This window comes from Megasphaera jansseni, from assembly GCF_047974155.1.
Lineage (GTDB): Bacteria > Bacillota > Negativicutes > Veillonellales > Megasphaeraceae > Megasphaera.
In genome coordinates, this window is record NZ_JBHYRR010000021.1 from 1 (window position 1) to 26,375 (window position 26,375).

27 protein-coding genes are annotated in these 26,375 nt (G+C 56.6%); 17 read left to right on the forward strand and 10 right to left on the reverse strand.

Annotation, left to right across the window (positions count from 1 at the left end; all coding sequences use genetic code 11):
• Positions 1-145 precede the first annotated feature (145 nt).
• Together tatC and ACE418_RS08755 are read right to left on the reverse strand one after the other, a co-directional pair.
• Positions 146-850, reverse strand: coding sequence for a twin-arginine translocase subunit TatC (tatC, locus tag ACE418_RS08750; protein ID WP_416450250.1), 705 nt, complete (start codon positions 848-850; stop codon positions 146-148).
• Positions 840-1,049, reverse strand: coding sequence for a twin-arginine translocase TatA/TatE family subunit (locus ACE418_RS08755; RefSeq protein WP_416450251.1), 210 nt, complete (start codon positions 1,047-1,049; stop codon positions 840-842). The genes tatC and ACE418_RS08755 overlap by 11 nt, the downstream gene beginning before the upstream one ends.
• A gap of 186 nt (positions 1,050-1,235) precedes the next feature.
• Here ACE418_RS08755 and ACE418_RS08760 point away from each other — a divergent pair, with 186 nt between their 5' ends.
• The 8 genes from ACE418_RS08760 to ACE418_RS08795 all read left to right on the forward strand — a co-directional run bounded on the left by ACE418_RS08760 (position 1,236) and on the right by ACE418_RS08795 (position 7,496).
• Complete coding sequence (locus ACE418_RS08760; protein ID WP_416450252.1) at positions 1,236-2,393, forward strand: twin-arginine translocation signal domain-containing protein; 1,158 nt, start codon at positions 1,236-1,238, stop codon at positions 2,391-2,393.
• Between the two features lie 114 nt (positions 2,394-2,507).
• A complete protein-coding gene (brnQ, locus tag ACE418_RS08765; protein WP_416450253.1) occupies positions 2,508-3,842 on the forward strand; it encodes a branched-chain amino acid transport system II carrier protein in 1,335 nt (444 codons plus the stop codon).
• A 117-nt stretch (positions 3,843-3,959) separates the two neighbouring features.
• Positions 3,960-4,739: a ZIP family metal transporter gene (locus ACE418_RS08770; protein WP_416450254.1), complete on the forward strand. Its 780-nt coding sequence runs from the start codon at positions 3,960-3,962 to the stop codon at positions 4,737-4,739.
• A 149-nt stretch (positions 4,740-4,888) separates the two neighbouring features.
• Complete coding sequence (locus ACE418_RS08775; RefSeq protein ID WP_416450255.1) at positions 4,889-5,428, forward strand: flavin reductase family protein; 540 nt, start codon at positions 4,889-4,891, stop codon at positions 5,426-5,428.
• 13 nt (positions 5,429-5,441) lie between these two features.
• Positions 5,442-6,110, forward strand: a complete 669-nt coding sequence (locus tag ACE418_RS08780; RefSeq protein ID WP_416450256.1) for a flavodoxin family protein — start codon at positions 5,442-5,444, stop codon at positions 6,108-6,110.
• Positions 6,107-6,622 (forward strand): nitroreductase family protein, encoded by a 516-nt coding sequence (locus ACE418_RS08785; protein ID WP_416450257.1) that lies wholly within the window; start codon positions 6,107-6,109, stop codon positions 6,620-6,622. Before ACE418_RS08780 ends, ACE418_RS08785 begins: the two co-directional genes overlap by 4 nt.
• A gap of 33 nt (positions 6,623-6,655) precedes the next feature.
• Positions 6,656-7,171 (forward strand): SRPBCC family protein, encoded by a 516-nt coding sequence (locus ACE418_RS08790; RefSeq protein WP_416450258.1) that lies wholly within the window; start codon positions 6,656-6,658, stop codon positions 7,169-7,171.
• A gap of 28 nt (positions 7,172-7,199) precedes the next feature.
• Positions 7,200-7,496: a hypothetical protein gene (locus ACE418_RS08795; RefSeq protein ID WP_416450259.1), complete on the forward strand. Its 297-nt coding sequence runs from the start codon at positions 7,200-7,202 to the stop codon at positions 7,494-7,496.
• A gap of 107 nt (positions 7,497-7,603) precedes the next feature.
• Here ACE418_RS08795 and ACE418_RS08800 read toward each other — a convergent pair whose 3' ends face one another.
• Entirely contained in the window at positions 7,604-8,461 is an 858-nt protein-coding gene (locus tag ACE418_RS08800; RefSeq protein WP_416450260.1) for a type 1 glutamine amidotransferase domain-containing protein, read from the reverse strand.
• A 117-nt stretch (positions 8,462-8,578) separates the two neighbouring features.
• Here ACE418_RS08800 and ACE418_RS08805 point away from each other — a divergent pair, with 117 nt between their 5' ends.
• Positions 8,579-8,926, forward strand: coding sequence for a winged helix-turn-helix transcriptional regulator (locus ACE418_RS08805; RefSeq protein ID WP_416450261.1), 348 nt, complete (start codon positions 8,579-8,581; stop codon positions 8,924-8,926).
• Positions 8,927-8,929: 3 nt separating this feature from the next.
• On the opposite strand, the gene ACE418_RS08810 is transcribed toward ACE418_RS08805, so the two are convergent.
• Genes ACE418_RS08810 through ACE418_RS08825 form a run of 4 tightly spaced genes read right to left on the reverse strand, consistent with a single transcriptional unit; the run spans position 8,930 to position 12,498 of the window.
• Positions 8,930-9,820: a LysR family transcriptional regulator gene (locus ACE418_RS08810; RefSeq protein WP_416450262.1), complete on the reverse strand. Its 891-nt coding sequence runs from the start codon at positions 9,818-9,820 to the stop codon at positions 8,930-8,932.
• Between the two features lie 11 nt (positions 9,821-9,831).
• Complete coding sequence (locus tag ACE418_RS08815) at positions 9,832-10,731, reverse strand: hydroxyacid dehydrogenase (protein WP_416450263.1); 900 nt, start codon at positions 10,729-10,731, stop codon at positions 9,832-9,834.
• A 4-nt stretch (positions 10,732-10,735) separates the two neighbouring features.
• Positions 10,736-11,716: a DMT family transporter gene (locus tag ACE418_RS08820; RefSeq protein WP_416450264.1), complete on the reverse strand. Its 981-nt coding sequence runs from the start codon at positions 11,714-11,716 to the stop codon at positions 10,736-10,738.
• On the reverse strand, positions 11,713-12,498 hold the full coding sequence (locus tag ACE418_RS08825) for a DUF6282 family protein (protein WP_416450265.1): 786 nt from the start codon (positions 12,496-12,498) through the stop codon (positions 11,713-11,715). The genes ACE418_RS08820 and ACE418_RS08825 overlap by 4 nt, the downstream gene beginning before the upstream one ends.
• 152 nt (positions 12,499-12,650) lie before the next feature.
• Between ACE418_RS08825 and ACE418_RS08830 the strand changes: the two genes are divergently transcribed.
• From ACE418_RS08830 to ACE418_RS08845, 4 genes are all read left to right on the forward strand, one after another.
• On the forward strand, positions 12,651-13,721 hold the full coding sequence (locus ACE418_RS08830; protein WP_416450266.1) for a CdaR family transcriptional regulator: 1,071 nt from the start codon (positions 12,651-12,653) through the stop codon (positions 13,719-13,721).
• A gap of 119 nt (positions 13,722-13,840) precedes the next feature.
• Positions 13,841-14,986 carry a glycerate kinase family protein gene (locus tag ACE418_RS08835; RefSeq protein WP_416450267.1) on the forward strand — a complete coding sequence of 382 codons (1,146 nt, stop codon included), beginning with the start codon at positions 13,841-13,843 and terminating at the stop codon, positions 14,984-14,986.
• Between the two features lie 44 nt (positions 14,987-15,030).
• Entirely contained in the window at positions 15,031-15,831 is an 801-nt protein-coding gene (locus tag ACE418_RS08840) for an MBL fold metallo-hydrolase (protein ID WP_416450268.1), read from the forward strand.
• A 118-nt stretch (positions 15,832-15,949) separates the two neighbouring features.
• Positions 15,950-16,984, forward strand: coding sequence for a threonine aldolase family protein (locus ACE418_RS08845; RefSeq protein WP_416450269.1), 1,035 nt, complete (start codon positions 15,950-15,952; stop codon positions 16,982-16,984).
• 43 nt (positions 16,985-17,027) lie between these two features.
• Here the strand turns inward: ACE418_RS08845 and rnhA are convergent, their stop codons facing one another.
• The gene (gene rnhA / locus ACE418_RS08850; RefSeq protein WP_416450270.1) at positions 17,028-17,717 is read right to left on the reverse strand and encodes a ribonuclease HI; all 690 of its coding nucleotides are present in this window, start codon (positions 17,715-17,717) and stop codon (positions 17,028-17,030) included.
• Positions 17,718-17,866: 149 nt separating this feature from the next.
• On the opposite strand from rnhA, the gene ACE418_RS08855 reads away from it, so the two are divergent.
• The 4 genes from ACE418_RS08855 (at position 17,867) to ACE418_RS08870 (ending at position 22,713) form a co-directional block, all read left to right on the forward strand.
• The gene (locus ACE418_RS08855) at positions 17,867-18,688 is read left to right on the forward strand and encodes a 4Fe-4S binding protein (RefSeq protein ID WP_416450271.1); all 822 of its coding nucleotides are present in this window, start codon (positions 17,867-17,869) and stop codon (positions 18,686-18,688) included.
• 298 nt (positions 18,689-18,986) lie between these two features.
• Positions 18,987-20,213, forward strand: a complete 1,227-nt coding sequence (locus tag ACE418_RS08860; RefSeq protein ID WP_416450272.1) for an RNA-guided endonuclease TnpB family protein — start codon at positions 18,987-18,989, stop codon at positions 20,211-20,213.
• Positions 20,214-20,574: 361 nt separating this feature from the next.
• Positions 20,575-21,603 carry an alpha-hydroxy-acid oxidizing protein gene (locus tag ACE418_RS08865; RefSeq protein WP_416450273.1) on the forward strand — a complete coding sequence of 343 codons (1,029 nt, stop codon included), beginning with the start codon at positions 20,575-20,577 and terminating at the stop codon, positions 21,601-21,603.
• Between the two features lie 108 nt (positions 21,604-21,711).
• Positions 21,712-22,713: a VirK/YbjX family protein gene (locus ACE418_RS08870; RefSeq protein WP_416450274.1), complete on the forward strand. Its 1,002-nt coding sequence runs from the start codon at positions 21,712-21,714 to the stop codon at positions 22,711-22,713.
• A gap of 195 nt (positions 22,714-22,908) precedes the next feature.
• On the opposite strand, the gene ACE418_RS08875 is transcribed toward ACE418_RS08870, so the two are convergent.
• Entirely contained in the window at positions 22,909-24,543 is a 1,635-nt protein-coding gene (locus ACE418_RS08875) for an ABC transporter ATP-binding protein (protein WP_416450275.1), read from the reverse strand.
• A complete protein-coding gene (locus ACE418_RS08880; RefSeq protein ID WP_416450276.1) occupies positions 24,536-26,275 on the reverse strand; it encodes an ABC transporter ATP-binding protein in 1,740 nt (579 codons plus the stop codon). Before ACE418_RS08880 ends, ACE418_RS08875 begins: the two co-directional genes overlap by 8 nt.
• Positions 26,276-26,375: the final 100 nt, after the last annotated feature.

Here is a 26,375-nt window from a genome sequence, read left to right on the forward strand (position 1 = left end):
AGAACGACCATAAAGCTATGATATTTTTGCATACATAAAAAGAGCCTGTGCACGATTACGTGCGACAGGCCCTTTTTCTTGTAGGGGCGCCCACGTGGGGCGCCCGCTCTGGGATATGTACGATTTCCCGACTAGCCGCGAACCACTACCGATGCAGTCCGTAGCGGATGATGAGGCGGCTGATTTCCAGGAGGGCGATCATCGGCAGGGCCAGGAGACACTGGGACAGGATGTCCGTCGTCGGCGTGATGACGGCAGCTGCGATGAAGGCCAGGAGAATGATATATTTCCGCTTTTTCGCCAGCATGGCAGAGGTGATGAAATCCAATTTGGCCAGGACGATGAGGACCAGGGGCAGATTGAACAGGGCCCCGAAGGGCAGGACCAGCATGAAGACGAAATTCAGATAGCTTTCCATAGACAGCATGGGCTGGACGAAGTCCGACGAAAAGGTGAGGAAGAACCGGAGCCCCTGGGGCAGGACGATGAACCAGGAAAAGGCGATGCCCGTCAGGAACAGGACTAGTGACGATGGAACCAGCACCATGAGGGTCGTTTTTTCGCGGGCTGTGAAAGCCGGAACCAGGAAGGCCCAGAATTCGTAAAAAAGGACCGGTGCTGTCAGGATAGCACCGGCTGTCAGCATGACCTTGAAATAGATGAAAAAGGCTTCGGCCGGTTTCATGAAGTAGAGTTTGCCAGCCGGCGCCGTCAAAAAAGCCATGATTTCGTCGAGCCATATGTTGCTGACGACCATGCCGATGGCCAGCATAGCCAGGGAGATGAGCAGGCGCCGGCGCAGTTCCGACAGATGCCCGGACAGGGGCATGACGGCTTCTTTACTTTCCATGATTTTCTGCCGGTTTTACGACTTCGGCTGCTGCTTCCTGGATTTCGGCTTTGGCTTCTGCCGGTTCGTGGACGGCCTCTTTGAATTCGCGCAGGCTCTTGCCCAAGGCCTTGCCGACGCCAGGCAGCTTGCCCGGACCGAAGACGACCAGGCCGATGACTAAGATAAGGACTAATTCGGGAACACCTAAACCAAACATGTGAAAGACCTCCTTGCTTTTTTTACCAGTATAGAAAGGCTGTGTCCGCTTTTTGTAAAGAAAGATGCTATTTTCTGTAAAATCATCATTTTTTTGCATGTTTTTCCTTTCTTTTGCTAAAAACATACTATTCCTATACAAAAACAGCCTATACTGAGCCTAGTTTTGATTCGAGGAGGGATTTTCATGGAAAATCATGCATTTTCGCGACGTACATTCTTAAAGATGGCTGCCGGTACGGCCGTAGGCGCGGCTTTGTTTTCGATGCCAGCCTTGTCATTGGCTAAAGGGGAAGGGAAGACTTTATCGAAACAGGACTTGACGCCTGTTCCGTACGGCCAGATTCCGTCCGATGCCCAGGCCTGTGCCAAGGCATCGAAACTGATTTCCCGGAATTATACGTATATTTTAGATCAGGCCCGCCAGCTCCAGGACGGCTGGCTGCGGGATACAGTCTGCACTATGATCCAGCATCCGACGCCGACGTTCATGCAGGCATATACGTCGGCTGCATCGATTTCTTTATTATACGCAAAACTGTCCGCTGCCGGTCTCATCGATACGTCCAAGATCGACAAGGACCATCTCCTGCCGCCGTACACCGGCAAGGTCCAGCCCTTCCTGACGGCACCGGGCAGCGGCTACGGCAGCCATCATCCTTATCCCGGCGGCCTGGCTACGCACGTCAGCGCCAATGTCCACATCACGCAGGGCATTATCCATACGTATGAAGATGTCTTCTGCTATGACGTCCACACGGATATCGCCCTGGCTGGTCAGCTGCTCCACGATATCATGAAACCCTTCGTCTTCCAGTGGCAGCCTGACGGCTCGTCCTTGAAGGAATATACCATCGCCGGGCAGGGGGCACACCATGTCCTGTCCATTGCCGAATCGATGTGCCGCAGCCTGCCAGCTGAAGAAGTCGTCGCTCAGGCCTGTGCCCACGGGGCGCCGAACGATGCCAAAGGGGAGGCAGACGTCGTGGCCTGGCTGAAAGCGGCGGCCATCATCGCCCAGAAGGACCCCGTCGCCTATGGCGTCCTCAACAAGATGGGCAACGGCCTGCCGTCGCCGCATCACCAGGAAGGTTATATCGTCCACCTCGGCGACCATGACTGGGTCCTCAGCTCGCCGGCCGGCCAGAAGACGTCGGCCCTGCTCAAGAAAATCGCCGTCCAGCAGTACGGCATGAGCGACAGCGACAGCCAGGGAGCTAAGTTCAACTACTTCAAGAACTATGCAGAATCCCAGTTATCCTGCCTGTACCTCAACATGCTCCAGGCCGAACCGGATGGGGAACGATTGGCGGCTCAGGCCGTGGCCAAGGTCATCGTAAAATAAATCGTTTAACTTTTTATAATAGCTGATATTGACAGAAAGCACTTAAAACTTTACAATGAAACAATAAAGATTTACAGGGACAAATTAAAATTGTAAAGGATGTGTTATCTGCTCATGTTAAAAAATGGTGCACAAGTTGGATTGCTGTTATTCGGCATGTTTTTCGGGGCGGGGAACCTTATTTTCCCGCCCTCTTTAGGTTTTCAGGCCGGTTCGTCGTTCACGCCGGCCGTCCTGGGGTTCCTCCTGTCCGGCATCGGTATGCCTGTCATTGCCGTCATCATGGGGACTTTTAATCCCGGCGGCTTCCGGGCAGAAATGAACCATAAGATTTCGCCGCTCTTTTCGCTGGTCATCCTGACGCTCATGTATTTGGCCATCGGGCCCCTCATGGCCATCCCCAGGACGGCGGCGACGTCCTTTTCCATCGGCATCCTGCCGATTACCGGTGACGGCATGCTGCCGCTGGCCATCTTCACGACACTTTATTTCGTCTGCGCCTGGTGGCTGTCGATTACGCCGTCGAAATTGTTGGACCGCGTCGGCAAGGTGTTGACGCCTGTTTTTGCTATCATGATCGTCCTGCTCATCATCGTCGGCATGATTGCTTATACGACGTCGTCTACGGCAGCGCCTATGGGAAAATATGCCGCTTCGGCCTTCGGCAATGGCTTCGTCGAAGGCTATAACACCGTCGATACGCTGGCTTCCTTTGCCTTCTGTATCATCGCCCTGGGAGCAATGAAGCGCATCCACTTCGCATCGGAACGGGAACATGTCGCCAGCGTCTGGATGGCCGGCGCAGCGGTAGCCGTCCTCATGGGCGCCCTGTATCTGGGGCTGGCCCTGCTGGGGAACCATTTTCCCATTCCCCAGTCGGTCTATGAAGATGCCAGCATCAACCTCGGCGCCTATGTCCTGGCCCAGACTTCGTTCCAGATTTTCGGTACCGTCGGCATGGCCTTCCTGGCCATCATGGTCACGCTGACCTGCTTCACGACGACAGTCGGCCTCATCGCCGCCGTTTCGACGTTCTTTGCCGAAGAATTTCCGGTCCTGTCGTATAAGAAATACGTCACTTTGATCAGTCTGGTCAGCCTGTTCCTGGCCAATCTCGGCCTGAACCAGATCATCCAGGTCACGCTGCCGCTTCTGCTGTTCGTCTATCCCATTGCCATCGCCGTCGTCATCCTGACCATCGTCAATAAATTCGTCGGCCTGTCGCAGCTGGGGATGCGCTGTACTGTGGCCGCCGCCGGGATGGTATCGGCCGTCGATATCGGCGCCCAGTTCTTCCACCTCGGCTGGGCCGATGCCCTCATCCAGGGCCTGCCCCTGGGGGACAGCGGCCTGGGCTGGCTCGTCCCGGTCGCTATCTGCTTGGTCCTGTCCCTGGTCCTGCCGGGGAAAATCAGCGGCGAAAGTGCATTAGAAGAAAGTTTGTCATAAATTTACATTCCCTGAAGGGCCTGTCATTGTAGGACAGGCCTTTTTTGTGTATAATTAAAGCATAATGATACTAAGTATCAATTATAATAAAAATGAATCGAAGAAAGGAAAGTTATTATGGAAAATGCTATCATTGGGATCCTGATCCCCTTTGCCGGTACGTCCCTGGGAGCGGCCTGCGTCTATGCCATGAAGAAAGAATTGGACCGTCAAGTCCAGCGGGGGCTGACGGGCTTCGCATCGGGCGTCATGATTGCCGCCTCCATTTGGAGCCTCTTGATTCCGGCCATGGAGGAATCGGCCCAGTTGGGGAAATTCGCTTTCGTCCCGGCGTTTATCGGTTTCTGGCTGGGAATCTTCCTGCTCCTGGCCCTGGACCGGCTGGTGCCGCATCTGCACATGTACAGTGAAAAAGCCGAAGGGCCGCACAGCCACTTACAGCGGACGACGATGCTCGTCCTGGCCGTGACGCTGCACAACATCCCGGAAGGCATGGCCGTCGGCGTCGTCTATGCCGGGTTTTTAGCCGGGCAGACGGGCATCAGCGCAGCCGGCGCCATGGCCTTGTCCCTGGGCATCGCCCTGCAGAACCTGCCTGAAGGGGCCATCATCTCCATGCCGCTCAAGGCTGCCGGCGTCGGTAAGCACAAGGCCTTTATCGGCGGCGTCCTGTCGGGCATCGTCGAACCAATCGGGGCCGGCCTGACCATTGCCCTGACGGCCCTCATCGTGCCCGTCCTGCCTTATCTCCTCAGTCTGGCTGCCGGGGCCATGTGCTACGTAGTCGTTGAAGAACTCATCCCGGAAATGTCTGCCGGGGAACACTCCGATGTCGGCGTCCTGTCCTTTGCCCTGGGATTCACCCTGATGATGGCCATGGACGTAGCCTTGTCGTGATTCCCTTTTAATAGTATCTAAAAGTATACTATATGACTTTAAAGTGCATACTTGCTAAAAGATATTAAAGTGGCTATACTGTAATCATCACGAAGGGCCCCGTGATGATGAGTAGCACGATATAGATGATCTGCAAGGGGGAAGTACGTATGCTGAAAGAGAAAGTCGATGTGTTCGCCTATGCCGGCGAAATTGTACGAGGCATCCATACAGGAGCCTTGTTGACGACGAAGACACCCAGCCTGACCAATACCATGACAATCGGCTGGGGAACGCTGGGCATCAATTGGGCCCGCCCCGTTTTTGCCGCCTATGTCTGCAAGATGAGATATACGGCAGCCATGCTCGAAGAAAATCCCGAATTCACTGTCAACCTGCCATTGGGGCCGTTCGATAAGAAAATCCTCGGCATCTGCGGTTCAGCCCATGGCAATGAAGTCGATAAAATCAAGAAGGCCGGCCTGACCCCGGTACCTTCGGATATCGTTGCGCCGCCGGGATTCAAGGAACTGCCGCTGACATTGGAATGCAAAGTCATTTACCGCCAGCTGCAGGACTTGAAATTGTATCCACCAGATATTTTTAAGAAGTTCTATCCCCAGGATATCCCGGGGACGGCGACGATGTTCAATAAAGAACCGCATTATACGATTTTTGGGGAAATCGTCAATGCCTATGTCATCCATTAAAGCGTGATGTGTTATGAAAGTTATCGCTATCAATGGCAGTCCCCGCCGCCAGGGGAATACGGCGGCGCTCTTGAGACGGGCTATGAAGGGGGCTGCCGGTTCCGGTGCGGATACGGAACTGATTCACCTGTATTCGCTCCGCTATACGGGCTGCCTGAGCTGTTTTTATTGCAAGCGCAGGAATAAAGTCCACGGCGTCTGCGCCCTGCACGACGATCTGACGCCGGTTTTGAAGAAAGTCCAGGAAGCCGATGCCATCCTGTTCGGCTCGCCTATTTATATCCTCAACCTGACGTCCGGGATGCAGGCGTTCCTGGAACGGCTCTTTTATTCGCAGATGATATATCGTCCGGGCATGCCCTCTGTCTTTGGCCGGACGATGCCATCGGCCTTTGTCTATACGATGAACCTGAAAGCCGAACAGCTCCGCTATGCGCATCTGCAGGAAAGTCTGGCACCTTACGAAAAGGCCGCTGCCAATACCTTCGGATGCCATCCGAAACGGCTTTACGCCTGCAATACCTTACAATTCGACGATTATTCCCGTTATGACGCGTCGATGTTTTCCGAAACAGAGAAGAAACAGTACCATCTGCGGCAGTTCCCGCAGGATTTACAGCAAGCTGAAGAATTAGGACGGGACCTCGTCTTACAAGTCAAAGAAAGGAAGGAATGGGAATGACATTTCTCGAATTCGCCAGAAGTCGTTTTTCGACTCGTAAATTCACTTCACAGCCGGTAGAACCCGAAAAAGTGGATAAAATCATTAAGGCCGGCCTCATCGCGCCGACGGCAGCCAACCGCCAGCCTCAAAAAATCTATGTCATCCGCAGCCCGAAAATGATTCAGGTCATGAATCAGCTGACGCCCTGCATTTATGGCGCAGGCACGGTTTTCATGGTCGCGTATGATGAAAACCTGGACTGGAAGAATCCCATGGAAGCCGGAGTCCACGACGGCATGGTCGATGCCAGTATCGTAGGCACCCACATGATGCTGGAAGCGACCGAACTGGGATTGGGTTCCTGCTGGGTCGGCCATTTCCCGCCGGCGAAGACGGCCCGGACCCTGGGGCTGCCGGACCACATCAAACCCGTCCTGCTCCTGCCGGTCGGCTATACGGACCCGTCGTATACCATTTCGCCGCAGCACGATAGTTTCCGTAATGATGATGAAATCGTCATGTATCTATAAATCGAAAACGCACAGCAAAGGAGAATATATACCATGTTACACGAAATCAACTGGCCTCACGAATATTTACCGGGTTATACAGATAATTTTGCCTCCAATGAAGTCATCGTCCGCGATTTGACGGCTAAAGAAGTGTTTGACACTCTGATTGACGCCAGCCTTTGGGAAACATATTACAAGAATTCCTCCGATGTCGAATTTGATAACACACCGGGTTTTATCCTGGCTGCCGATACGCGCTTCCGCTTCAAGACCTTCGGCTTTCCCATTGAAGCGCAAATCATTGAATTCGAAGCCCCGGCCGATGGCCGTCCGGGCCGTCTGGCCTGGCATGGCTGGGCTGAAGGCGATGCAGACCACCGCCTCGACGTCGTCCATGCCTGGCTGATTGAAGACCTGCCGGAAAACCGCGTCCGTATCCTGACCCAGGAATCGCAGATCGGCAAGCCGGCCCAGGAACTGCATGAAGCCAATCCGGACCCGATGAACATCGGCCACCAGGACTGGCTCAAGGGGCTGGTTGCTACGGTACAGGCCCGTAAACAGTAAGGATTATAAGTTATTGAAGGAGAATGAAATGATGAAGATGAAAAAAATTGTTATTGCCTTAGCTATATCTGTCATGAGTGCTGCCGGGATGTCTTTGGCGGCAGCCCCGGCCTCCCCGATGTATTCGGAAAACGGGGACTATCCGGCAGCGGTCGTTTCCTATGTCCAGAAAGCACCCGCCATGGGACCGGCATCGCATACCTATTCGGAAAACAGGGATTATCCGGCTGCCGTCGTTCCGTATGTCCAGAAAGCGCCTGCCATGGGAGGCGTATTGCATACCTATTCAGAAAATGGGGACTATCCGGCAGCTCCGGCATGGTAGCAGATTGTTTATGTGAAGGTGATAAAAAGGGACTGGCGCAGGAAGAGTTTAACTTCGTGCGCCAGTCCCTTTTTTATCGCTGCCCGTCAGGACGGGCTGATTTGTCCTTATTTTTCCAGCATCGTAATGAGGGTCTGGGCTAACGCGATGTCGCTGGCCGGGTTCTGGCCGGTGACGACTTCGCGGTCGCGGACGACGTTGCTCTGGAAGAGGTTTCCTTCATCCATGTGGGCACCGGCGATTTGCAGGGCCTGTTCGACATGGAACGGCATAGCTCCTCCGTGGACTTCACCGGGCCATTCTTCGGCATCGGAGAAGGCCGTCATGCGATAGCCCTTATAGATCCAGTCGGAAGCGGCTTTCTGGGCTGCCGGGAAATCGTCGCCGACTAAGGCTTTGCGGTACGCAGCAGCGTCCGGCAGGGCGGCCAGTGCGGCAACCGGGCCGTGGCAGATGAAGGCCGTCGGCTTGTTCTTGGCGTGGAAATCGCGCAGGGCTGTGCCGAGCTGCGGGTCCTGCATGAGGTCCGTCATGGGGGCGTGGCCGCCGGGAACGAAGAGGGCCTGGTAGTTGTCCAGATGTTTTACGGCTTCTTTCAGGGAAATGACCGGCAGGTTGTCGACGAACTGGACGGCCTTGGCACGGGCGGCATCGTCGTTATTGAAGAATTTCTTGTCATTCGAGCTGGCATCCATGAGCGGTTTCTTCCCGCTCGGCGTGGCCAGGACGATGCGGTAGTTATGGTCTGCCAGATATTCCGACGGTACGGCCAGTTCGTTGAGGTAAAAACCGACATCGCGCTGCGATTTGTCTTTCATTTCCATTTTGGCCTGACTGGAAGCGACGACGAGAATCGTCCCTTTCGGGGCCGTCGAAGCCGCAGCGGTTTCCGGCGATTGGGCCGAAGCGGCTCCGCCCAGGGTGAACATACAAAGCATGGCGAGTACGAGTTTTTTCATTTTCATTTTTATTTCCTCCCTTTGTTTTTTCTGAGAAGTATTATAAAATAATTGGGAGAAAAAGATAAGTATGTACTTTTAAGTAAACTAGTTCCTAAAAGATAGTATCAGGAGGTTTTATCCATGAATGACGAAAAAGTAAAAATGTTCCACTGTCCCGTAGAAGCGACGTTGAGCCTCATCGGTGGCAAATATAAATGTATCATCCTCTACCATCTGGCCGATGGCACCCTGCGCTTTTCCGAATTGCGCCGCCTCATCCCGCAGGCGACGCCGAAGATGCTGACCCAGCAGCTGCGCGAACTGGAAGCTGCCGGCATCATCCACCGGAAGGTCTATCCCGTCGTACCGCCCAAGACGGAGTACAGCCTGACCGAATACGGCCAGACCCTGGCGCCCATCATGAAGGCCATGTGCGAATGGGGCGAAACCCACCTGGCCGACCATATCCTGCCGTCCGACGAAAAATGAGCTTTAGCCGTTGGCGTCCTGCATGGCCTGTACCATTTCGATGAATTTCCGGGCTATTTTTGTCTGTCTGATGTCGCTGCGCCAGACCAGGCATCCCTGTGAGGGTTCGCCGATAGCCAGATGGCGGACGCAGACGCGGTGACCCTGCAGGGAGGCTTCGGCAGATGTCGGCAGGATGGCGACGCCCAATCCCTGTTCTGCCAGGGCGATGCCGTTGATGAGTGGCGAAAATTCGCAGAGGATGTGCGCTTCTATCCGGGCCTTATGAAAGAGGCGCCGGATTTGCCGGGACCGCTGGATCGGTACGATGAGGTCCTGATTTTCCAGGGCTGATAACGGCAGGGTCTGGTCCGGAAGGGCAGACGGTATCGGTCCCTGGCTGGGAAAGAGGCAGATCCAGCCTTCCCTGAGCAGGGGCAGGACGCCATAACGGCTGTCATCATGGAAGGCGCCGCGGACTAGGGCGACATCCAGCAGGCCATTGTCCAGCCGCTCCAGGACGTCCTGGGAATTGGCCGTCCAGATCTGGTAGGTTACCTGGGGATAGGCCTGCTGGAAATGGCGGATCCAGTTGGGGACATAGAGGGGACTCAAGGTTTCGATGGCCCCGATACAGAGTTTTCCCATGAGCCCGGCATGGAGGGTCCGTACCTGTTCTTTGGTCTTATCGAGGAGGGCGAACAGCTGGCGGACTTGTTGTTTGAAGTAACGCCCTTCTTCGGTGATATAGAGGCGCTTCTTTTCCCGTATAAACAAAGGGACGCCCAGCTCGGCTTCGAGAGCCTGGAGCTGGCGCGTCAGATGGGGCTGGGTGATATGCAGGTCATGGGCGGCCTGGCAGATATTTTCGTGTTCGGCAATCGATAAGAAATACCATAGTGTCTTTAATTCCATAACAGGTCCTTTCAGGCACCGAGCGCTGTCAGGACGTGGTCGACAGCCGCCTGGCTGACTCGTTCCAGGGCTTCCGTCGTGCTGCCGCCGACGTGCAGGGTGCCGATGAAGTTGTCTAAGTGGAGCAGGGGATGCTGGGGGGATGGGATTTCGTCGGCAAAGACGTCAAAACCGGCGCCTCCCAGGCGGTGTGCCTTCAATGCCTCATACAGCGCTTTTTCGTCGACGATGCCGCCGCGGGCCGTATTGACCAGGACGAGGCCCGGCCGGGAGGCCTGGAGGACGCCGGCGTCAATCATCCCTTTTGTCTCTGTCGTCAGGGGGACGTGGATGCTGACGAAGTGGCAGGCGGCGAAGAGGTCTTTCAATGAGGAAACCGGGGTAAAGCCCTTGGCTTTCAGGGATTCCGGCGTTTCGAACGGATTATAGCAGCGAATCTGTGACTGGAAGGCGGCTTTCATGATGGCGGCGACTTTGCAGGCGATGTGGCCGCTGCCGACGAGCCCCAGGGTTTTGCCGAAGACTTCGTGGCCGACCGTGTCCTGCTGGCCGAACTGGTGGAAGATGCCGTGCTGTAAGCCCGAATCCAGGTATTTTATTTTCCGGCTCACGGCCAGCAGTAACGTCACGGTCAGCTCTGCTACCGATTCTGCGCTGGCACCGGGGACATTGACGACGGGGATTCCCTTGGCTCTGGCTTCGGCGACGTCGATGGTGTCCAGGCCGACGCCGTGCATGGAAATACATTTCAGTTTCGTCGCCTTGTCGATGATATCCTTGCTGACCTGGACCCGGCGGACGATGATGGCGTCCAGTTCTTCGGGATGATCGAAGTTGTCGACGATATCGCAATGGCTGGCCAGGCGCTGACGGGCGGCCGGGGCAATGTATTCACTCAAATATACTTTCATGATATTACATCCTTTCTGATTTGACAATAGCGACTAATTTCCTGTCATTGTGACGGGTCGTGCCGATGATTCCCAGGGCGGCCCCCAGGAGCATGACCATCATGCCGGCAGCCATCGGCAGGTCGATGATTTCTCCCAGGATGAGCCAGGCGAACACCGGGCTGACAGCGGGTTTAATGAAATACGTCAGGCTTCCCAGGGACGTCGAGCCGTATTCCATCGCCTTGAACCAGCACAGGTAGGCTCCCAGCGTGACGCCTAAATAGAGCAGCAGGACCCAGCCGGCGTTAGCCGGAGTGTAACCGCTGAAGAGCGGGATGGCGGCATAGGCTTCCCAGCCACCGGCTATGAGGCTGTCCCGGATGAAGGGCAGATGGGAGGCGAGGGCCAGCAGGAACAGCTGCAGGCCGCCACAGAGGAAGCTGCAGGCCGTCACGGTTACGCTTCCCAGCTGGTTCATATCTTCTTTACCCCAGACGGCATAGAGGCTGTAACAGAACACGGTCACGGCCAGAAACAGCAGTCCCAGTGTATCCAGTGTCAGCGACGACGGGTGGACGAGGATGACGATGGCTGCCAGTTCTACCAGCAGGGACCCCAGCTGCCACCGATTCAGCCGGTCATGGAGGATGACGGCGGATAAGACGGCGATGAAGACCGGTGTCGTCGAGAAGAGGACGCTGGTCAGGCCGGCGTTCAGGCGGACGGCGGCCAGCTGATACAGTGGGCCGACGATGGTGATGCCGACGAAGCCCAGGAGCTGGAAGCAGAGCCACTGGTGCCGGTTGATATAGCCCTGGCGCCGGCGGATTTCATGGCGGCTGGCGGGCCATAACAGGAGGCCGGCCAGGAGGTAGCGGCTGAAATTGAGCTCTACCGGGTGCAGGGCATGGTTCAGCTCTTTCAGGCAGATTTCAGTGAAGCAGAAGAAAAAGGCGGCAATGAGCATATAGACGAGAGCCCGTCCCGTTTTTTGGTGCGTCATGATAACAGCTCCTTCGGGGTCTGGACCAGCATGGTACGCAAATCTGAGGGCGAAAGGCCGGCATCCTGGAGCTGGCTGGCGAAATCCAGCAGGGCTGTCGTCGGCGGCGGCCCGTCCAGCTGCCCCATATCCGAGGACAACAGGACCCGTTCCGGCTCGGCCTGACGGATACTGGCGGCAATGGCTTCGATGGAACAGAGATGATGGTACGGTGTATAGTAACAATGTTCCAGGACAGCGCCGCAGGCCAGGTACTTTTTCTGCATATCCAAATCGGCCGCTGTCAGGGTCAGGGAGACGTGCGTCGCTATCATCCGGTCCAGACCGCGGGCGGCACCGGCCTGCAACAGCTGGCAGGCCTGATCCGGCGGGAGATGGCCTGTAGCCAATATGAGCCGGTACTCCTTGATGCAGTCGAGGATATCGTAGACGGTAGGGAGCAGTTTCCCCGCTTCGTTGCGAATGGGTATCCGGTCGACCGTCGGAAACCAGACGATGCGGCCGCCCATACGGGCACTAGCTTCTACGGCCGCCGGGTTGAGGCCGCCGACGGGACGGTTGAGAACGATGCCCCCGTAGACCGTGACGGCCGGGTCCTGGGCCATTATCAGGGCTGCCCGTCCGGCCGTATCGCCGGCATGACACTTGCTGACATAGCCGGCCATGCCGGCCTGGCCGTAGCAGTGCTGTAACTGCCAGTCATTATATTTTCGTGCCTGTACATCGGGGGCGGCATGGACATGCATGTCGATGGCCCCGGTGAGGATTTCTTTTTCTATCATCGCATAGGCTCCTTTCGTAATCTCTGTTTTAAGGATAGTCTCTCCGCATATATTTGTGAAATGCCTTATTTTTGAGAGTTAATACTTTTTAGGCATGAACGATGGCTGGGGGATTACCAGGCCTTTGATTTTTTAGGAATGAGGTGATTTGGGTGAAAGTACGCATTACCGATGAACTGGCCCAGCAGATCGTCGATTCGGCCAAAGCCGTCGTCGGCTGGAATGTCAATTTCATCGACCGCCATGGACGCATCATGGCCAGTACGGACAGCCGCCGCATCGGCACTTACCACAAGGCCGGCCATGTCGCGGCCCGGACGGGGCAGGTTCAGACGGTACAGGCAGACCGGCCTGAAGAAGGCGTCAGCAGGGGCGTCAATTATCCCATCGTCATGGCCCATCAGGTCCTGGGGGTCATCGGCATTACAGGGGACCCGACTGTCGTCGGCCAGTACGGGTTCCTGCTGACGAAAATCTGCGAAGTCTTCCTCCAGGAATACCGCCTGAGCCAGGAAGCCTTCAGCGACGCCTCGCATCGCAGCCGTCAGGTCATGGCCCTGATTTATCACGACGAGGATACCATACAGCAGCTGGCAGAGGACCAGCCGGAACTGGCAGGCGGTACGTACTTCGCCGCCGTTTTCCGCTGGCACGGAGGCGAGCGCCGGGCCGGGGATTTCCGCCAGCAGATGGCTAGGGCCTGTCAGGAACTGGGGATGACCTTATATACGTATATCTACCCTAATACAGTCGTCGTCCTCGTCCCAAGCCGGGTCTATCCGGACTGGGCCCGGAAGCTGCCCCGCTGGAAAGAATGGTTCTATCCGGGCATCTCTGCGGGAATCGGGACGGAAGAACCGTTTCACCGCATCCACGAATCGTACCGCTTTGCCAAAATGGCCTTGCAGGCCGCGGTGGACCGGCAGGTCTTCTGCGTCCATGCCGATGAGATGAAATTGGCTTTCTTGCTGCAGAGCCTGGATGGACCGGTGCGCCACCGCTATCGCCGGGATATCTGCCAGCATTTGACGGACAGCGAGATCCACCTGCTCCAGGTCTATTACCAGCAGAACCTGTCCATCCAGGAAACGGCGCGGATTCTCTGCATCCACAAGAATACCCTGCAATACCGGCTGAAACGGATCGGCGAGGCGACGGGCCTGGACCCGAGGGTATTCCGCGATGCCGTGACGCTCTACATTGCGACCCTGCCATGGTTCTGAAAACAAAAATACAGCTCGTTTCTTGTTATAGGTAACATGGAAAGGGACTCCTCTTTTTGCTACACTGTAGGCATAGAGAAACACAACCTTTCGAGTTCGCAGATAGAGGAGAGATCATCATGAAAGTCGTGGTAGCCATTGATTCGTTGAAAAATAGTCTGACTTCCGTAGAAGCGGGCCGGGCCATCGAAGCCGGTGTCCGCCGGGCCTATGGCAGCCAGCCGGTCCAGGTCGTTGTCAAACCCTTGGCTGATGGCGGGGAAGGGACGGTCGAAGCCCTCGTCGACGGGCTGGGCGGACAGCTTCGCTATGTCGGCGTCCAGGGGCCTTTAGGAGAAGCCGTTTCCTGCCCTTATGGTTATCTGCCGGATATGGGGGCCGCCGTCATCGAGATGGCCGGTGCCGCCGGCCTGGGGCTGGTGCCGGACGGACAGCGCAATCCCCTGCATACGACGACGTATGGCGTCGGCCAGGTCATCGCTCATGCCATGGAAACGGGCATCCGCCATTTCATCATCGGCCTCGGCGGCAGTGCGACCAGTGACTGCGGCGTCGGCATGCTCCAGGCGCTCGGCTATATTTTCCGCGATGCCCAGGGACAGCCGGTGGGCACAGGCGGCCAGGAAGTCGGGCGCATCGCGTCGGTCGACGATTCTCAGGTATTGCCGGCCCTGAAGGACTGCACTTTCGACGTCGCCTGCGACGTGACCAATCCACTGTTCGGGAATTGGGGCGCTGCCTATATTTTCGGGCCCCAGAAAGGGGCATCGCCGCAGGATGTCCAGGTCCTCGATGAAGCCAGCCGGTCTTTTGCAGCCGTCACCCAGCAGTATACCGGCCATGACCGCAGTCAGACAGCCGGTGCTGGTGCCGCTGGCGGCATGGGTTTTGCCTTCCTGGCTTACCTGCACGGCCGCCTGCGTTCGGGCATCCAGATCGTCCTCGATTCGATACGCCTGGCGGAAGCTGTCAAAGATGCCGATTATGTCGTCACCGGCGAAGGCCGTCTCGATGCCCAGACGGCCATGGGCAAGGCTCCTATCGGCGTAGCGAAACTGGCCAAGCAGTACGGTGCCAAAGTCATCGCGCTGGCAGGCTGCACGACGGCAGATGCTGCCGAATGCAACCGCCAGGGTATCGATGCCTTCTTTTCCATTATCGACAAGGCCATGCCGCTCCAGGATGCCATGAATAAAGAAACAGCCCTGCGCAATATGACCAATACGGCCCAGCAGGTCTTCAACCTCATCCGTGCCGTGGGCTGAGAAGGGCGCAGGAGAAAAAATACTGATAGAGGAATGTGATTTCGATGAATCTGACGATATTAGGGACGGGGAATGCTACTGTAACCCATTGCTATAATACTTGTTTTGTCCTCGAGGAAGGCGGCCAGTACCTGCTCGTCGATGGCGGCGGCGGGAACGGCCTCCTGCAGCAGCTGGAAAAGGCCCGGCTGCGCTGGCAGGATATGCGGACTGTTTTCGTCACTCATAAACACATGGACCATCTGCTGGGTATCCTATGGCTCATGCGCATGATGTGCCAGTCCTGGCGGCGCGGGACTTATGACGGGGAAGCCGTTATCTACGGCCATGAGGAAGTCATTTCCCTGCTGCGCACCATGGGCCGGGCCCTGCTGTCCGCCAAGGACAGCGCTTTCCTCGACGACCGCCTGCATCTGGTAACGGTGGCCGATGGGGAGACGCGCCGGCTCATCGGCCATGACGTGACCTTTTTCGATATCCGCTCGACCAAAGCCAGGCAGTTCGGCTTTTCCCTGCAGCTGGCCGATGGCCGGCTGACCTGCTGCGGCGACGAACCGTATCAGCCCTGGGAAGAAGCCTATGTCCGGGACAGTAAATGGCTCCTTCACGAAGCCTTCTGCCTCTGTGCCGAAGCGGATATCTTCCATCCGTACGAAAAAAGTCATTCTACCGTCAAAGACGCCTGTGAAACCGCAGCCCGTCTGGGCGTACAAAACTTGATCCTCTACCATACCGAAGACAAGGACCTGGCCCATCGCCGTGAACGCTATCATGACGAAGGCAGCCGGTATTACGCGGGGAACCTGTACATCCCGGACGACCTGGACGTGTTCCGGAACCTGTAAAGCAAAGGCGCTGTCGCAATGCGATAGCGCCTTTTTGTTGTACAACGTATCTGATTTTGTTAGAATAGATGTAGCAGAAACTGAAAAAAATAAGGTAAGTATAAGGAGACAGGATAAAATGATACGTTTTAACAATGACTATAATCATGGGGCTCATGCCAGCGTCTTACAAGCCCTGAGCCAGACGAACGATACACAGTACGGCGGTTATGGTGTCGATGACTGGTGCGATAAGGCTGAAAAGCTGATTCTGGAATTGTCCCACTGCCCGCAGGGGAAGGTCTTCTTTTTCCCCGGGGCGACGCAGGCGAATTTCGTCACCATTTCGGCCCTGCTCGGCTCCTGCGACAGCGTCATCTGTGCCGATACGGGCCACATTAACTGCCATGAATGCGCGTCCATCGAAAATGCCGGCCATAAGATCGTCGCCCTGCCTCATCACGATGGCAAGATTACGGCCGGACAGATTGAAGGGGAAGTACAGGCCTATTATAATTCGGGCGAAGCCGAATACCTGACGCGGCCGTCGCTGGTCTATATTTCGTTTACGACGGAATACGGGACGCTCTACACGAAAGAAGAACTGACGGCTATTTCCGACGTCTGCCGCAAGTACCATATGTACCTCTTCGTCGACGGGGCCCGCATGGGCTATGGCCTGGGCGCAGACGGGAATGACCTGACCCTGGCCGATTTTGGCCGCCTGACCGACATCTTTTATATTGGCGGTACCAAATGCGGCGCCTTCTTTGGTGAAGCCGTCGTGCTGACGCATGCCGATATAGGCCGCCGCTTCAAGGCCCATATGAAGCAGTTCGGGGCCGTCCTGGCCAAGGGCTGGATCTTGGGGCTCCAATTCTATACGTTGCTCCACGACGGGACGTATTTTGCGATTACCCGGCGGGCCGATGAATACGCTATCCGTATCCGCGAAGCTTTCCGCCGGAAGGGAATCCCCGAACTCGTTGTCAGCCCGACGAACCAGCAGTTCATCATCCTCACGAAAGCACAGGCACAGGCTCTGGAAGCCAAATACGTCTTTGAAGCGATGGGGCCTGTCGATGACGACCACGTCTGCGTCCGCGTCTGCACGTCGTGGAGTACGAAAGCCGAAGAAGTCGACCAGCTCGTAGCCGATATCCTGGCCCTGTAGAAGGATTGTCGTATGAAGGTTCTGGCCATCCTGTGACCGCTTCTTATCTGTATTTCATGGCCTGGGCCTTGGCCAGCTGGTCGCAGCGTTCGTTGAGCTCGACGCCGACGTGGCCCTTGACCCAGTGGAAAGTGACGTCATGCGTGGCATAGAGCTTGTCCAGTTCCACCCAGTAGGCCTGGTTGAGGACCGGCTGGCCATCGGCCTTTTTCCAGCCCCGGCGTTTCCAGCCGGCGACCCATTTCGTGATGCCGTTCTTGAGGTACTGGCTGTCCGTGTACAAGGCGACTTTCGTGCCTTCCGGAGCGAAGCGCAGGGCCATGATGGCCGCCAGGAGTTCCATGCGGTTATTCGTCGTCGACGGGGACCCGTCGGACAGTTCCGTCACTTCGCCTGTGGCGACCTGGCAGGCGACGGCCGCCCAGCCGCCGGGACCGTCCGGATTGCGCAGGCAGGAGCCATCAGTATAGATGACGTAATCCTGTTCCTCATCGGGCCGCAGGGGCCGGTCCGGAACTGCCTGGGCAGGCTGGCGGGATTTCCGCGGGGTTGCTGCTTTTTTGGCAGCCGGCGCCGTTTCTGCCCCGTTGAGCCATTTCCAGGCTTCCGTCGCATCGGTGAAGCTCTTGAAGCGGGCACCGGGGAAGCCGTTCACTTGTTTCTGGCAGTCTGCCCAGGACAGGAACAGACCGGTCGTGCGGCCGCGCCGCACGGCATATATTTTCTTTTGCATAAGACACCTCGTTTTATGGAAAAAATCATACTGTATTTTACCACAAATGAGGAAAAGAAAACAGGCGCGAACTATGACTTTCGCGCCTGTTTGGTATATAATAAAAGAAATCAAGGGTGCCGGGAGTTTTTGCAATCGAGGTGTTTTTTATGCATATTCAACAAGTTTACGCTGTGTATTTCAGCCCGACAGGAAATACGAAACGCATTGTCTGTCAGGCGGCTTCCGAAGCGGCACGGCTGTTCCAGGTACCGTGCCGGGCCATTTCGCTGGATCTGCCCAAGGAAAGGGAAGCGGTGCATACTTTTACGGCCGGGGACCTGGTCATCGCCGGCGGCCCGACGTATGCCGGGAAACTGCCCAATAAAATCCTGCCGGCTTATCAGGAAAAACTCGTCGGCCAGGGCGCCCTGGCCATGGCATTCGTGACCTACGGCAACCGGTCTTTCGATAATTCCCTGGCCGAGCTCTGTGCCGTCCTCGACGGCAACGGATTCCGTACCGTCGCTGCCGGGGCTTTCGTCGGGACCCATGCTTTTTCCGATGCTCTGGCTCCGAACCGCCCGGATGAAGAGGATCTGGACCTCGTCGTCCGGCTGACGGATATGGCCGTGTCCAAGATACGCCAGACTGACGGCATGGTACCGCATCTCGTCGTCGATGGCGATGCCAGTGCCCCCTATTATGTCCCCAAAGGCGTCGATGGCCAGCCGGCCAAGTTCCTCAAGGCCAAGCCCAAGACGGACCTGACCAAGTGTACGTCCTGCGGCCTCTGCGCCCGCCAGTGTCCGATGGGGTCCATCGTCCCGGACCAGCCGTCCGTCGTCAGCGGCATCTGCATCAAGTGCCAGCGCTGCGTGCGCCGCTGTCCGCAAGGAGCCAAGTATTTCGACGACCCGGCCTTTTTATCCCACGTTACCATGTTAGAGACGACCTATTCCGGCCGTGCCGAGAATAAAGTCTTTATTTGAGCCCTTCAGGCTGCCGGTCTGGCGGCAATCAGCCCTGCCGGCAGCTGGATGGTGCGGTCGAACTGCGGAAGCCACTGATGGGTCTTGTGGCTGTATGTCCGGATGACGATTCTATCCGGGTAGAGGTAGAAGGAATTGGTCCAGATTTCATCAAAATGCGGGCAGGATACTCCGACCTCTTAGGTCGGGGAGGAATGCCCGCCTCACCTCACTTTCTTATTAGCTGGAATTTCAGCAAAAAACTACGCTATAATATTTTTGATGAAGTAATATACATTTCAGAAAGGCAGGTGAGAAAATGTCCGACCTAACTAAAACAATAAAACTTCGCCTATATGTTACTCCCGAACAGGACATCTTATTCCGTCAGATGACCGAACAGTATCGTCAGGCTTGCAATCGGGTGTCCCAGTACATCTTCGACAACCAATTCAATTTGACGTATCAAAGCCTCAACAAGAAACTGTATGGCGACCTCCGCAGCTTGTTCGGCTTGAAATCGCAGTTAGCACAGTCCTCTATCAAAACGACTATTGCCAGATACAAGACAGTTAAGCAACAGTTGTTCCGAAAGCCTTATAAGTATAAGGACGAGAATGGCAACTGGCAACACATCTCTAAGACTTTGGAATGGCTCTGGAAGCCCGTATCCTTTCGCCGGCCGCAGGCTGACTTGGTCCGCAACCGAGACTACAGCTTTACCGATGGTGGACAGGTCCTGTCCATTAATACGCTCGGCAGAAGAGCCAAGTGCAGTTTTGATGGCAAACATTTTGCTGGATACCTTGACGCTTCCTATCAACTCGGTACTGCCAAGCTGGTCGAACTGAAAGGGTCGTGGTATCTGCATATCCCTGTCATCAAGGCGGTCGAGGATTTCCAGAAGGAGAACGTCCACCATGTCGTCGGCATTGACCGTGGACTTCGTTTCCTTGCAGTCAGCTATGACGAGCAAGGAAAGACGGAGTTCGTCTCTGGCAGGAAGATTGCCACCAAGCGCCATAAATTCCAAGAAATACGGAAACAGCTCCAGTCCAAAGGAACGAAATCAGCAAAGCGCAAGCTCAAGGCCCTTTCTGGGCGAGAGAACCGTTGGATGTCTGATGTGAACCATCAGATTTCTAAGACACTCGTACAGAAATATGGCAAGGATACGCTTTTCGTACTCGAGGACCTTGCTGGCGTCAGCTTCGAGGAAAGCAACCTTTCCAGAACCGCGAAACAGAACTATGATTTGCGGAGCTGGGCTTTCTACCAGTTGGAACAGTTCCTGACATACAAGGCTCACGAGAACCGTTCGGAGGTCCTGAAAGTATCTGCAAGGTACACATCCCAGCGTTGCCCGAAATGTGGCACGATCTGCAAGGCGAACCGCGACCACCATAAGCACCTGTACAGTTGCCAGTGCGGATATGAATCCAACGATGATCGTATCGGAGCCATGAACATCCAACTTCTCGGGACTATGTGGATTTCTGGGGATAACAATCCTCGATATGAACGAATAACGACTACCTCGGAGTAAACTCCTTGGTAAAACGGGTGTCGTCAGCCACCCGATGATGTAGGCGGATTTAGGGAGATGCTTATGTATCGTTAGCACCTATGCTTTTCCGACTTACAAGCTCCCGCCTCAAATGCCAAGGGCGTTAGGTGGGGGTAGTTGACTGCTTTCCCAGGACGGGTTGTATACATCCAGTACCTGCGTGCCGGCATAGTGGTTGATGGGATTGTCGAAGCTGGCATCGGTCGGTGGCGTATGGGTATGGCCGGAGGACCAGATTAGTACCTGCGGGTTCTGGGCCAGTATGTTTTTGATATCCTGCGCGGGAGCCGTGAAGTTACGGGCTTCATGAATATGAATATTTTTTAAAGGAGTGAGTACCATGGATTTACAGGAAGTACGGAACAAAGCGCGTGAAAAGATGAAAGGCTGTCATGTCTGTCCCCAGTGCAACGGCAAAGCCTGCGTCGGCATGATTCCCGGCTTCGGCGGCCTGCGCACGGGACGGTCTTTTATGCGGAATCTGGAAGCCCTGCAGGAATACGGGCTGGTCATGCGCAGCATGTCCGGCGTCGATGACCCGGATACGACGGTGACGATCCTCGGCAAGACGCTGAGCATGCCGGTCCTCCTGGCTCCGGTCGGCGGCATTGTCCTCAACGCCAAGGTCGACGGTGACCCGGCAACAGTGGAACAGGAATATGACGAAGCCGTCACCCAGGCCGCCCTCGAAGCCGGGACCTTGTGCTTTACCGGAGACAGCGGGGCTCCGTATATGTATTCGTCCGGCATCGCTTCGTGCCAGAAACGGCCGGGCATTGTCATTCCGACGATCAAGCCCCGCAGCAACGACCAGATTATCGAAAAGGCCCATCAGGCGGAAGCGGCCGGCGCCTTTGCCGTAGCCAGCGACATCGATGCGGCGACCCTGATTAACATGCGGATTTTCGGCCAGCCCGTCGGGCCGAAGAGCGCCAGCGATATCGCCGAAATCGTCCAGGCCGTCAAGCTGCCTTTCATCGTCAAGGGCGTCATGTCGGCTGAAGAAGCCGTGGCCTGTGCCCAGGCCGGTGCCCAGGGCATCGTCGTCAGCAACCACGGCGGCCGCGTCCTCGATGGCATGGCCGGTACGGCTGATGTCCTGCCCGGTATCGCAGCGGCTGTCAAGGGACGGATTACGATTTTCGTCGATGGCGGTATCCGTCACGGTGAAGATATCCTCAAGATGCTGGCCCTCGGCGCCGATGCCGTCCTCATCGGCAGGCCGGCGGCTGTCGCCGCTGTCGGCGGCGGGGCAGAAGGGGTCAAGCTCCTCCTGGATACGCTCAAACGGCAGCTCATGGATGCCATGATGATTACCGGCGTCCGCGACCTGGCCCACGTCCCGGCCCATATCGTGCGGAAATTATAACGGCAGCTTAGAGGCGCCCGGCGTGGAGCTCCTTACTCTGCATTGACAGCCTGCTTATCTTGCCCGTATAATAGTACTATTGTAATTGTACTTGATAGGAGGAATTCCATGCATAGCATTTCCTATTTCTGGCACTTGTCGCGCCTCATATACGGTCCCCGGAATTTTCAGGAAAATAAGCGGGCTGTCGTTTTTTTTGCCCGTGCCGTGTCCAACCGGGCTTTATTTGAAGAACTTTACGATTTCTTTGACCATTATGAACCGATGAAGGGCTTCTTCGAACAGCATGACCCGGATTTCCAGGAAGTCATGACCCGCGTCTTCTTGTTCAAGAATTCGACCATGCGTCAGCGCCTCGACGCCTTGAAGCATCATTTCACCATCCTGAGGACCTTCTTCTCGGACGACGTCATCCACGAGCTCTACTGGGGGAACGGCTATACTCTGTGGACCTCGCCGGATGAATCGCTGCCCCTGGAAGCCCGGCTCATCTTCGATACGGGCCAGCGTAAGGAAGGCTTTCTGTCGCTGTACCTCTACCATGAAGGCCAGATGATTTACCATTTCAACTTCCGCTTCGACTATAATGCCGACGGGACGCCGTCCATCTATATCGGCACCATCCAGGGCTCGAAGCATGGCCTGGAAACGACGAAGGTCCTGACCAAGAAACTCTTTGGCTACCGGCCGAAGAATTTCATCCTCTACCTGATGCGCATTTTCGTTCAGACCCTGGGCATCCACGACCTGTACGTCATCACTGATGAAGGCTTCTATACCAACAGCCATATGCTGCGCGGCAATCGCTCGAAGAAGACCAATTTCAATGACTTCTGGATTGGCGAAGGCGCCGTGCCGGACGATAAGGAAACCTGGTATTTCCGCCTGCCTATCGAAGAAAAACGGCGTAAATACGGGGAAATCAAGTCGCAGAAGCGCAACCTCTTCCGCAAGCGCTATCTCCTCATGGATACCATCGTCCCGCCGTACATCGCGGCCATCCGGGCCCTGTTCCGCCAGGGATTCGACCCGGTCCCGTCCGCTGTCGACGAAGCGGCCATCACGGATAAGCCGGCCGATTACGACCCCATCGAAGCACCCACAAAATAGTGGTTCCTGGGGGTTGTCGCACGAAGGTTTCTGCTGTCATGCGAGATCCCTTTTACTTTATAGTTTGCAGCATGAATTTTGTAGAAGATGGCTTTCCATTTAAAACCATTCACTAAAACTACAGACTACCCATTTAATACTCAAAAAAAGAGGCTGTCTTAAGGCGACAGCCTCTTTTTTTTACGACGAACGACCTTACGATCCACGTCCGTTCATGACGATCATCCGGCCGCCGCTGGCTTCGTAGAGGCGGTGTGAGATGGACAGGACCGTCCGGTTCCGGGCCGCAGCCTGCAGGGCGGACAGGACCTGCCGTTCCGTCAGGGAGTCGAGGTTGGCCGTGATTTCATCGAATAAGAGCATCTGCGGGTTCATGACGACGGCCCTGGCAATGGACAGGAGCTGGCTCTGGCCGCGGGAGAAGAGTTCCGGCCGGAAAGGCGTCTCCAGTCCCTGGGGCAGGGCCTGGCACGTATCCCATAAGCCGACGAGGCGCAGGGCCTTTTCGATATCCGTGCCATCCACCCGCGGGTCCTTGAGGCTGATCTGGTCGGCCAGGGTGCCGCTGATGGGGTGGAACTGCTGCTCGACGTAGCCGAAGACCTGACGGCGCAGCGGAGCCGACAGCCGGGACGGGTCGCAGCCGAAGACGCGGACCTGGCCTTCCCGGGGCCGGTAGAGGCCGAGGATGAGTTTGAAGAGGGTGCTCTTGCCAGCCCCGGTGCGGCCGGTGATGGTCACCATTTCCCCGGCTTCTACCGTGAGCGACAACCGGTGGAAGACGTCCTTTTCCCGGCCGTAGCCGAAGGAGACGTTTTCCAGGACCAGCGGGACTGCCGTCCGGCTGGGTTCATCGCAGCGGTCCTTTTCCATGACCGGTTCGGCAAAGAAGTCTTTCAGGCGGCCGATGCCGGCAATGGCAGACTGGATGTTCTGGATTTCCATGCCGATGCTTTCCAGCGGCGAGAAGATGCGGCGCACATAGGCGATGAGGGCGACGACGCTGCCGACGGTCATGCCAAAGATTTCCTGCAGAGACGGACTGCTGACGGACAGGATCATCATCAGGCAGATGATGACCGTACAGCTGGTGATGATGATCGGTGAATAGATGGAGTCGCAGAAATTGCTCCGCTCCATGGCGTCGAAGCTGGCGCGGATGGTCCGGCCGTAGCGCTGGCGCAGATAGCGTTCCTGCTGGCACGTGTGGATCGTGCGGATATTGTGGACCGTTTCCGGGATGAGTTCATTCGTCCGGCCGACGGCGATACGGTTGTCCCGCTGGGCCTGGAGCATGCGCTTCTGGAAATAGCGGGTCAGGAGGAAGAGCAGGGGCAGGCAGATGCAGAGCAGCACGCCCAGGCCCAGGCTCAGGTGGAAGACGACGGCGAGGATACTGAAAATGGTGAAGGCGTCGGCAATCATGCTGACGACGCCGGAGTCGAAGAGGTTTTCCAGGGTATCGACGTCGTTGACAAAGAGCGACGTGACGGCACCGGCCTCATGACCGACGAAGTACGCTGCCGGCAGTTCGCCGAGGCGCTGGCACATGGCCGAACGCAGGCCGTGCGTGATTTTCTGGCCGAAGACGGTGATCAGGGTTTCCTTGAGGGCGTCGACGAGACCGCTGCCGGCCGTGAGGGCGAAATAGAGGATACCGGCCGTCAGCAGGGGATAGGCGGCAAAAGAACCGCTGACCAGGCTGTCGACGATGTACTGGAGGATGAGCGGCGGCGTGACGCTCACGGCGATGGAGGCGAGGATGGCCAGTACCAGGACCAGCAGGAGCAGGCCGTTCTTTTTCAGAGTCTGCCAAAAGACGTTACGCATGGGAAGCACCTCCCCGGGCATGCTGCAGGTCATAGAGTTTCCGGTAAGCCTGGCAGGTATCGTACAGCACAGCGTGGTCGGCGACGATGCTGGTGCCGTCCCCGTTCAGCCAGATGACCTGGTCCAGGCTGGGGAAGAGGGACAGGCGGTGCGATAAGAGGAGGATGATGCGGTCTTTGTAATCCCGGCGCAGGCTTTCGAAGATGCTCCGTTCCGTCGCCATGTCGACGGCGGCGAAGGGGTCGTCGAGGATCAGGAGGGGCCGGGGATGGAACAAAGTCCGGGCCAGGGCGATGCGGGCCTGCTGGCCGCCGGATAAGCGCTGGCCGCCTTCGCCGATGGGCGTCCGGATACCGGCCGGGAAGGTGGTGCAGTCCTGGTCCATGCAGACGGCTGTCAGGACGGGGCGGATGTCGCCGGGCAGGCCGAAGCGGATATTCTCTTCGAGGGTCGCCGCAAAGAGTTCCGCGTCGTGCCCGCAATAGCCGACGATGCCGTCAGGCGGCGTGTGGCCGTTGCCCAGTTCCGCATCGCCGAAGAATATCTGGCCGCCGTGCGGGTTTTCACAGAGGAAGGTCTGGCCCAGCGTCGATTTGCCGCAGGCTACCGGACCGGTGATGCCGATGATATCGCCGGGCCTGGCCGAAAACGTCAGGTCCCGGAAAATCGGGACAGTGCTGCCGGGATAGGTGAAGGACAAGGCGCGGACCGTCAGGGGAGCCGGCGCAGCCGGCGGTACCGGCCGGGGGATGCCAGTGGCCGCCTGGAGATGAGGCTGGATGCGCTGCCATGAGACCTGGGCCTTCTGGATGGCGTTGAACAGCTTGGCAGCGTGGGAGGACTTGGTGGCCAGCTTGATGAAACAAGCCAGGTACGTCGAGAAAGCGGCGATGTCCCAGGCTTCCCAGCCCAGGCCCAGGACGTTGCGCCCGCCGAACCAGATGACCAGCATGGCGCCGATCATGGCGATGATCTTGTAAATCGGCTGGAGCGTGTTTTCCCAGAGGTTGGCCAGGATCATCTTCTTTTCATAATCGGCCAGATAGCCTTCGTAACGCTGGTCCTGCACATGTTCTTCGCCGTAGACGCGGTACGTCAGGGCGTTGCTGATGCGGTCCAGGGTCATGCCGGATAAAGCCCCGCTGCTTTCCTTGCTGCGGGCTGCCGTCGCGGCGACCAGGCTGCGCAGGCGGTTGGCCAGGATATAGGCGATAGGCGGGAAGACGAGGACGCACAGGGTCAGGCGCCAGTCATACCAGAGGAGCATGACGACATAGGCCGCCATGACGACGCCGGTATCGAAGATTTCCGTCGTGAACTTGCGCATCCCTTCGACACAGGTGTCGATGTCGGAAATGACCTTGGTCATCAGGGTACCGGTGTCGGCCTGTTCCATGTCCCGCTTCGGCGTCTGTACCAGGTGCTGGTAGAGACGGTCCTTCATGGCCAGGCTGATGTTGTTGGCAAATTTACGGACATAGAGCCGCTTGAAATAGCGGGCCCCCTGGACGCCGAGGATAACCAGGGCGTAGCACAGGCAGAGGGCGTACATATCCGCGGCCGTCCGGGAGCCGCCGAAGATATCATAGAGATACTGGGCCAGCTGCCCGTCGAACCAGGGGCCGGCAATCATGCCGACGTTGTAGAGAATGCCGCTCAGAGTGACGATGAGCAGCAGTTTCTTTTCCTGATAAAAATAATAACTGACCGAACCCGGTCCAGATGGTTTCACTTCTTGTAACACCTCACATATTATGGTTTTTCTATCATACACTATTATACGTCTTCGTACAACTGTGAGCGGCAGACTACGAACCGGCAACATCCCCTTG

Excerpts from the sequence above, each read along its gene's own strand:
- ACE418_RS08775 (WP_416450255.1), top strand. The coding sequence starts at position 4,889 with ATGCTGAAAGAGAAAGTCGATGTGTTCGCCTATGCCGGCGAAATTGTA.
- tatC (WP_416450250.1), bottom strand. The coding sequence starts at position 850 with ATGGAAAGTAAAGAAGCCGTCATGCCCCTGTCCGGGCATCTGTCGGAA.
- rnhA (WP_416450270.1), bottom strand. The coding sequence starts at position 17,717 with ATGCAAAAGAAAATATATGCCGTGCGGCGCGGCCGCACGACCGGTCTG.
- ACE418_RS08840 (WP_416450268.1), top strand. The coding sequence starts at position 15,031 with ATGAATCTGACGATATTAGGGACGGGGAATGCTACTGTAACCCATTGC.
- ACE418_RS08835 (WP_416450267.1), top strand. The coding sequence starts at position 13,841 with ATGAAAGTCGTGGTAGCCATTGATTCGTTGAAAAATAGTCTGACTTCC.
- ACE418_RS08760 (WP_416450252.1), top strand. The coding sequence starts at position 1,236 with ATGGAAAATCATGCATTTTCGCGACGTACATTCTTAAAGATGGCTGCC.
- ACE418_RS08810 (WP_416450262.1), bottom strand. The coding sequence starts at position 9,820 with ATGGAATTAAAGACACTATGGTATTTCTTATCGATTGCCGAACACGAA.
- ACE418_RS08875 (WP_416450275.1), bottom strand. The coding sequence starts at position 24,543 with ATGCGTAACGTCTTTTGGCAGACTCTGAAAAAGAACGGCCTGCTCCTG.
- ACE418_RS08800 (WP_416450260.1), bottom strand. The coding sequence starts at position 8,461 with ATGAAAATGAAAAAACTCGTACTCGCCATGCTTTGTATGTTCACCCTG.
- ACE418_RS08855 (WP_416450271.1), top strand. The coding sequence starts at position 17,867 with ATGCATATTCAACAAGTTTACGCTGTGTATTTCAGCCCGACAGGAAAT.
- ACE418_RS08805 (WP_416450261.1), top strand. The coding sequence starts at position 8,579 with ATGAATGACGAAAAAGTAAAAATGTTCCACTGTCCCGTAGAAGCGACG.
- ACE418_RS08790 (WP_416450258.1), top strand. The coding sequence starts at position 6,656 with ATGTTACACGAAATCAACTGGCCTCACGAATATTTACCGGGTTATACA.
- ACE418_RS08780 (WP_416450256.1), top strand. The coding sequence starts at position 5,442 with ATGAAAGTTATCGCTATCAATGGCAGTCCCCGCCGCCAGGGGAATACG.
- ACE418_RS08785 (WP_416450257.1), top strand. The coding sequence starts at position 6,107 with ATGACATTTCTCGAATTCGCCAGAAGTCGTTTTTCGACTCGTAAATTC.
- ACE418_RS08795 (WP_416450259.1), top strand. The coding sequence starts at position 7,200 with ATGATGAAGATGAAAAAAATTGTTATTGCCTTAGCTATATCTGTCATG.
- ACE418_RS08815 (WP_416450263.1), bottom strand. The coding sequence starts at position 10,731 with ATGAAAGTATATTTGAGTGAATACATTGCCCCGGCCGCCCGTCAGCGC.
- ACE418_RS08845 (WP_416450269.1), top strand. The coding sequence starts at position 15,950 with ATGATACGTTTTAACAATGACTATAATCATGGGGCTCATGCCAGCGTC.
- ACE418_RS08870 (WP_416450274.1), top strand. The coding sequence starts at position 21,712 with ATGCATAGCATTTCCTATTTCTGGCACTTGTCGCGCCTCATATACGGT.
- ACE418_RS08770 (WP_416450254.1), top strand. The coding sequence starts at position 3,960 with ATGGAAAATGCTATCATTGGGATCCTGATCCCCTTTGCCGGTACGTCC.
- brnQ (WP_416450253.1), top strand. The coding sequence starts at position 2,508 with ATGTTAAAAAATGGTGCACAAGTTGGATTGCTGTTATTCGGCATGTTT.
- ACE418_RS08820 (WP_416450264.1), bottom strand. The coding sequence starts at position 11,716 with ATGACGCACCAAAAAACGGGACGGGCTCTCGTCTATATGCTCATTGCC.
- ACE418_RS08755 (WP_416450251.1), bottom strand. The coding sequence starts at position 1,049 with ATGTTTGGTTTAGGTGTTCCCGAATTAGTCCTTATCTTAGTCATCGGC.
- ACE418_RS08860 (WP_416450272.1), top strand. The coding sequence starts at position 18,987 with ATGTCCGACCTAACTAAAACAATAAAACTTCGCCTATATGTTACTCCC.
- ACE418_RS08865 (WP_416450273.1), top strand. The coding sequence starts at position 20,575 with ATGGATTTACAGGAAGTACGGAACAAAGCGCGTGAAAAGATGAAAGGC.
- ACE418_RS08825 (WP_416450265.1), bottom strand. The coding sequence starts at position 12,498 with ATGATAGAAAAAGAAATCCTCACCGGGGCCATCGACATGCATGTCCAT.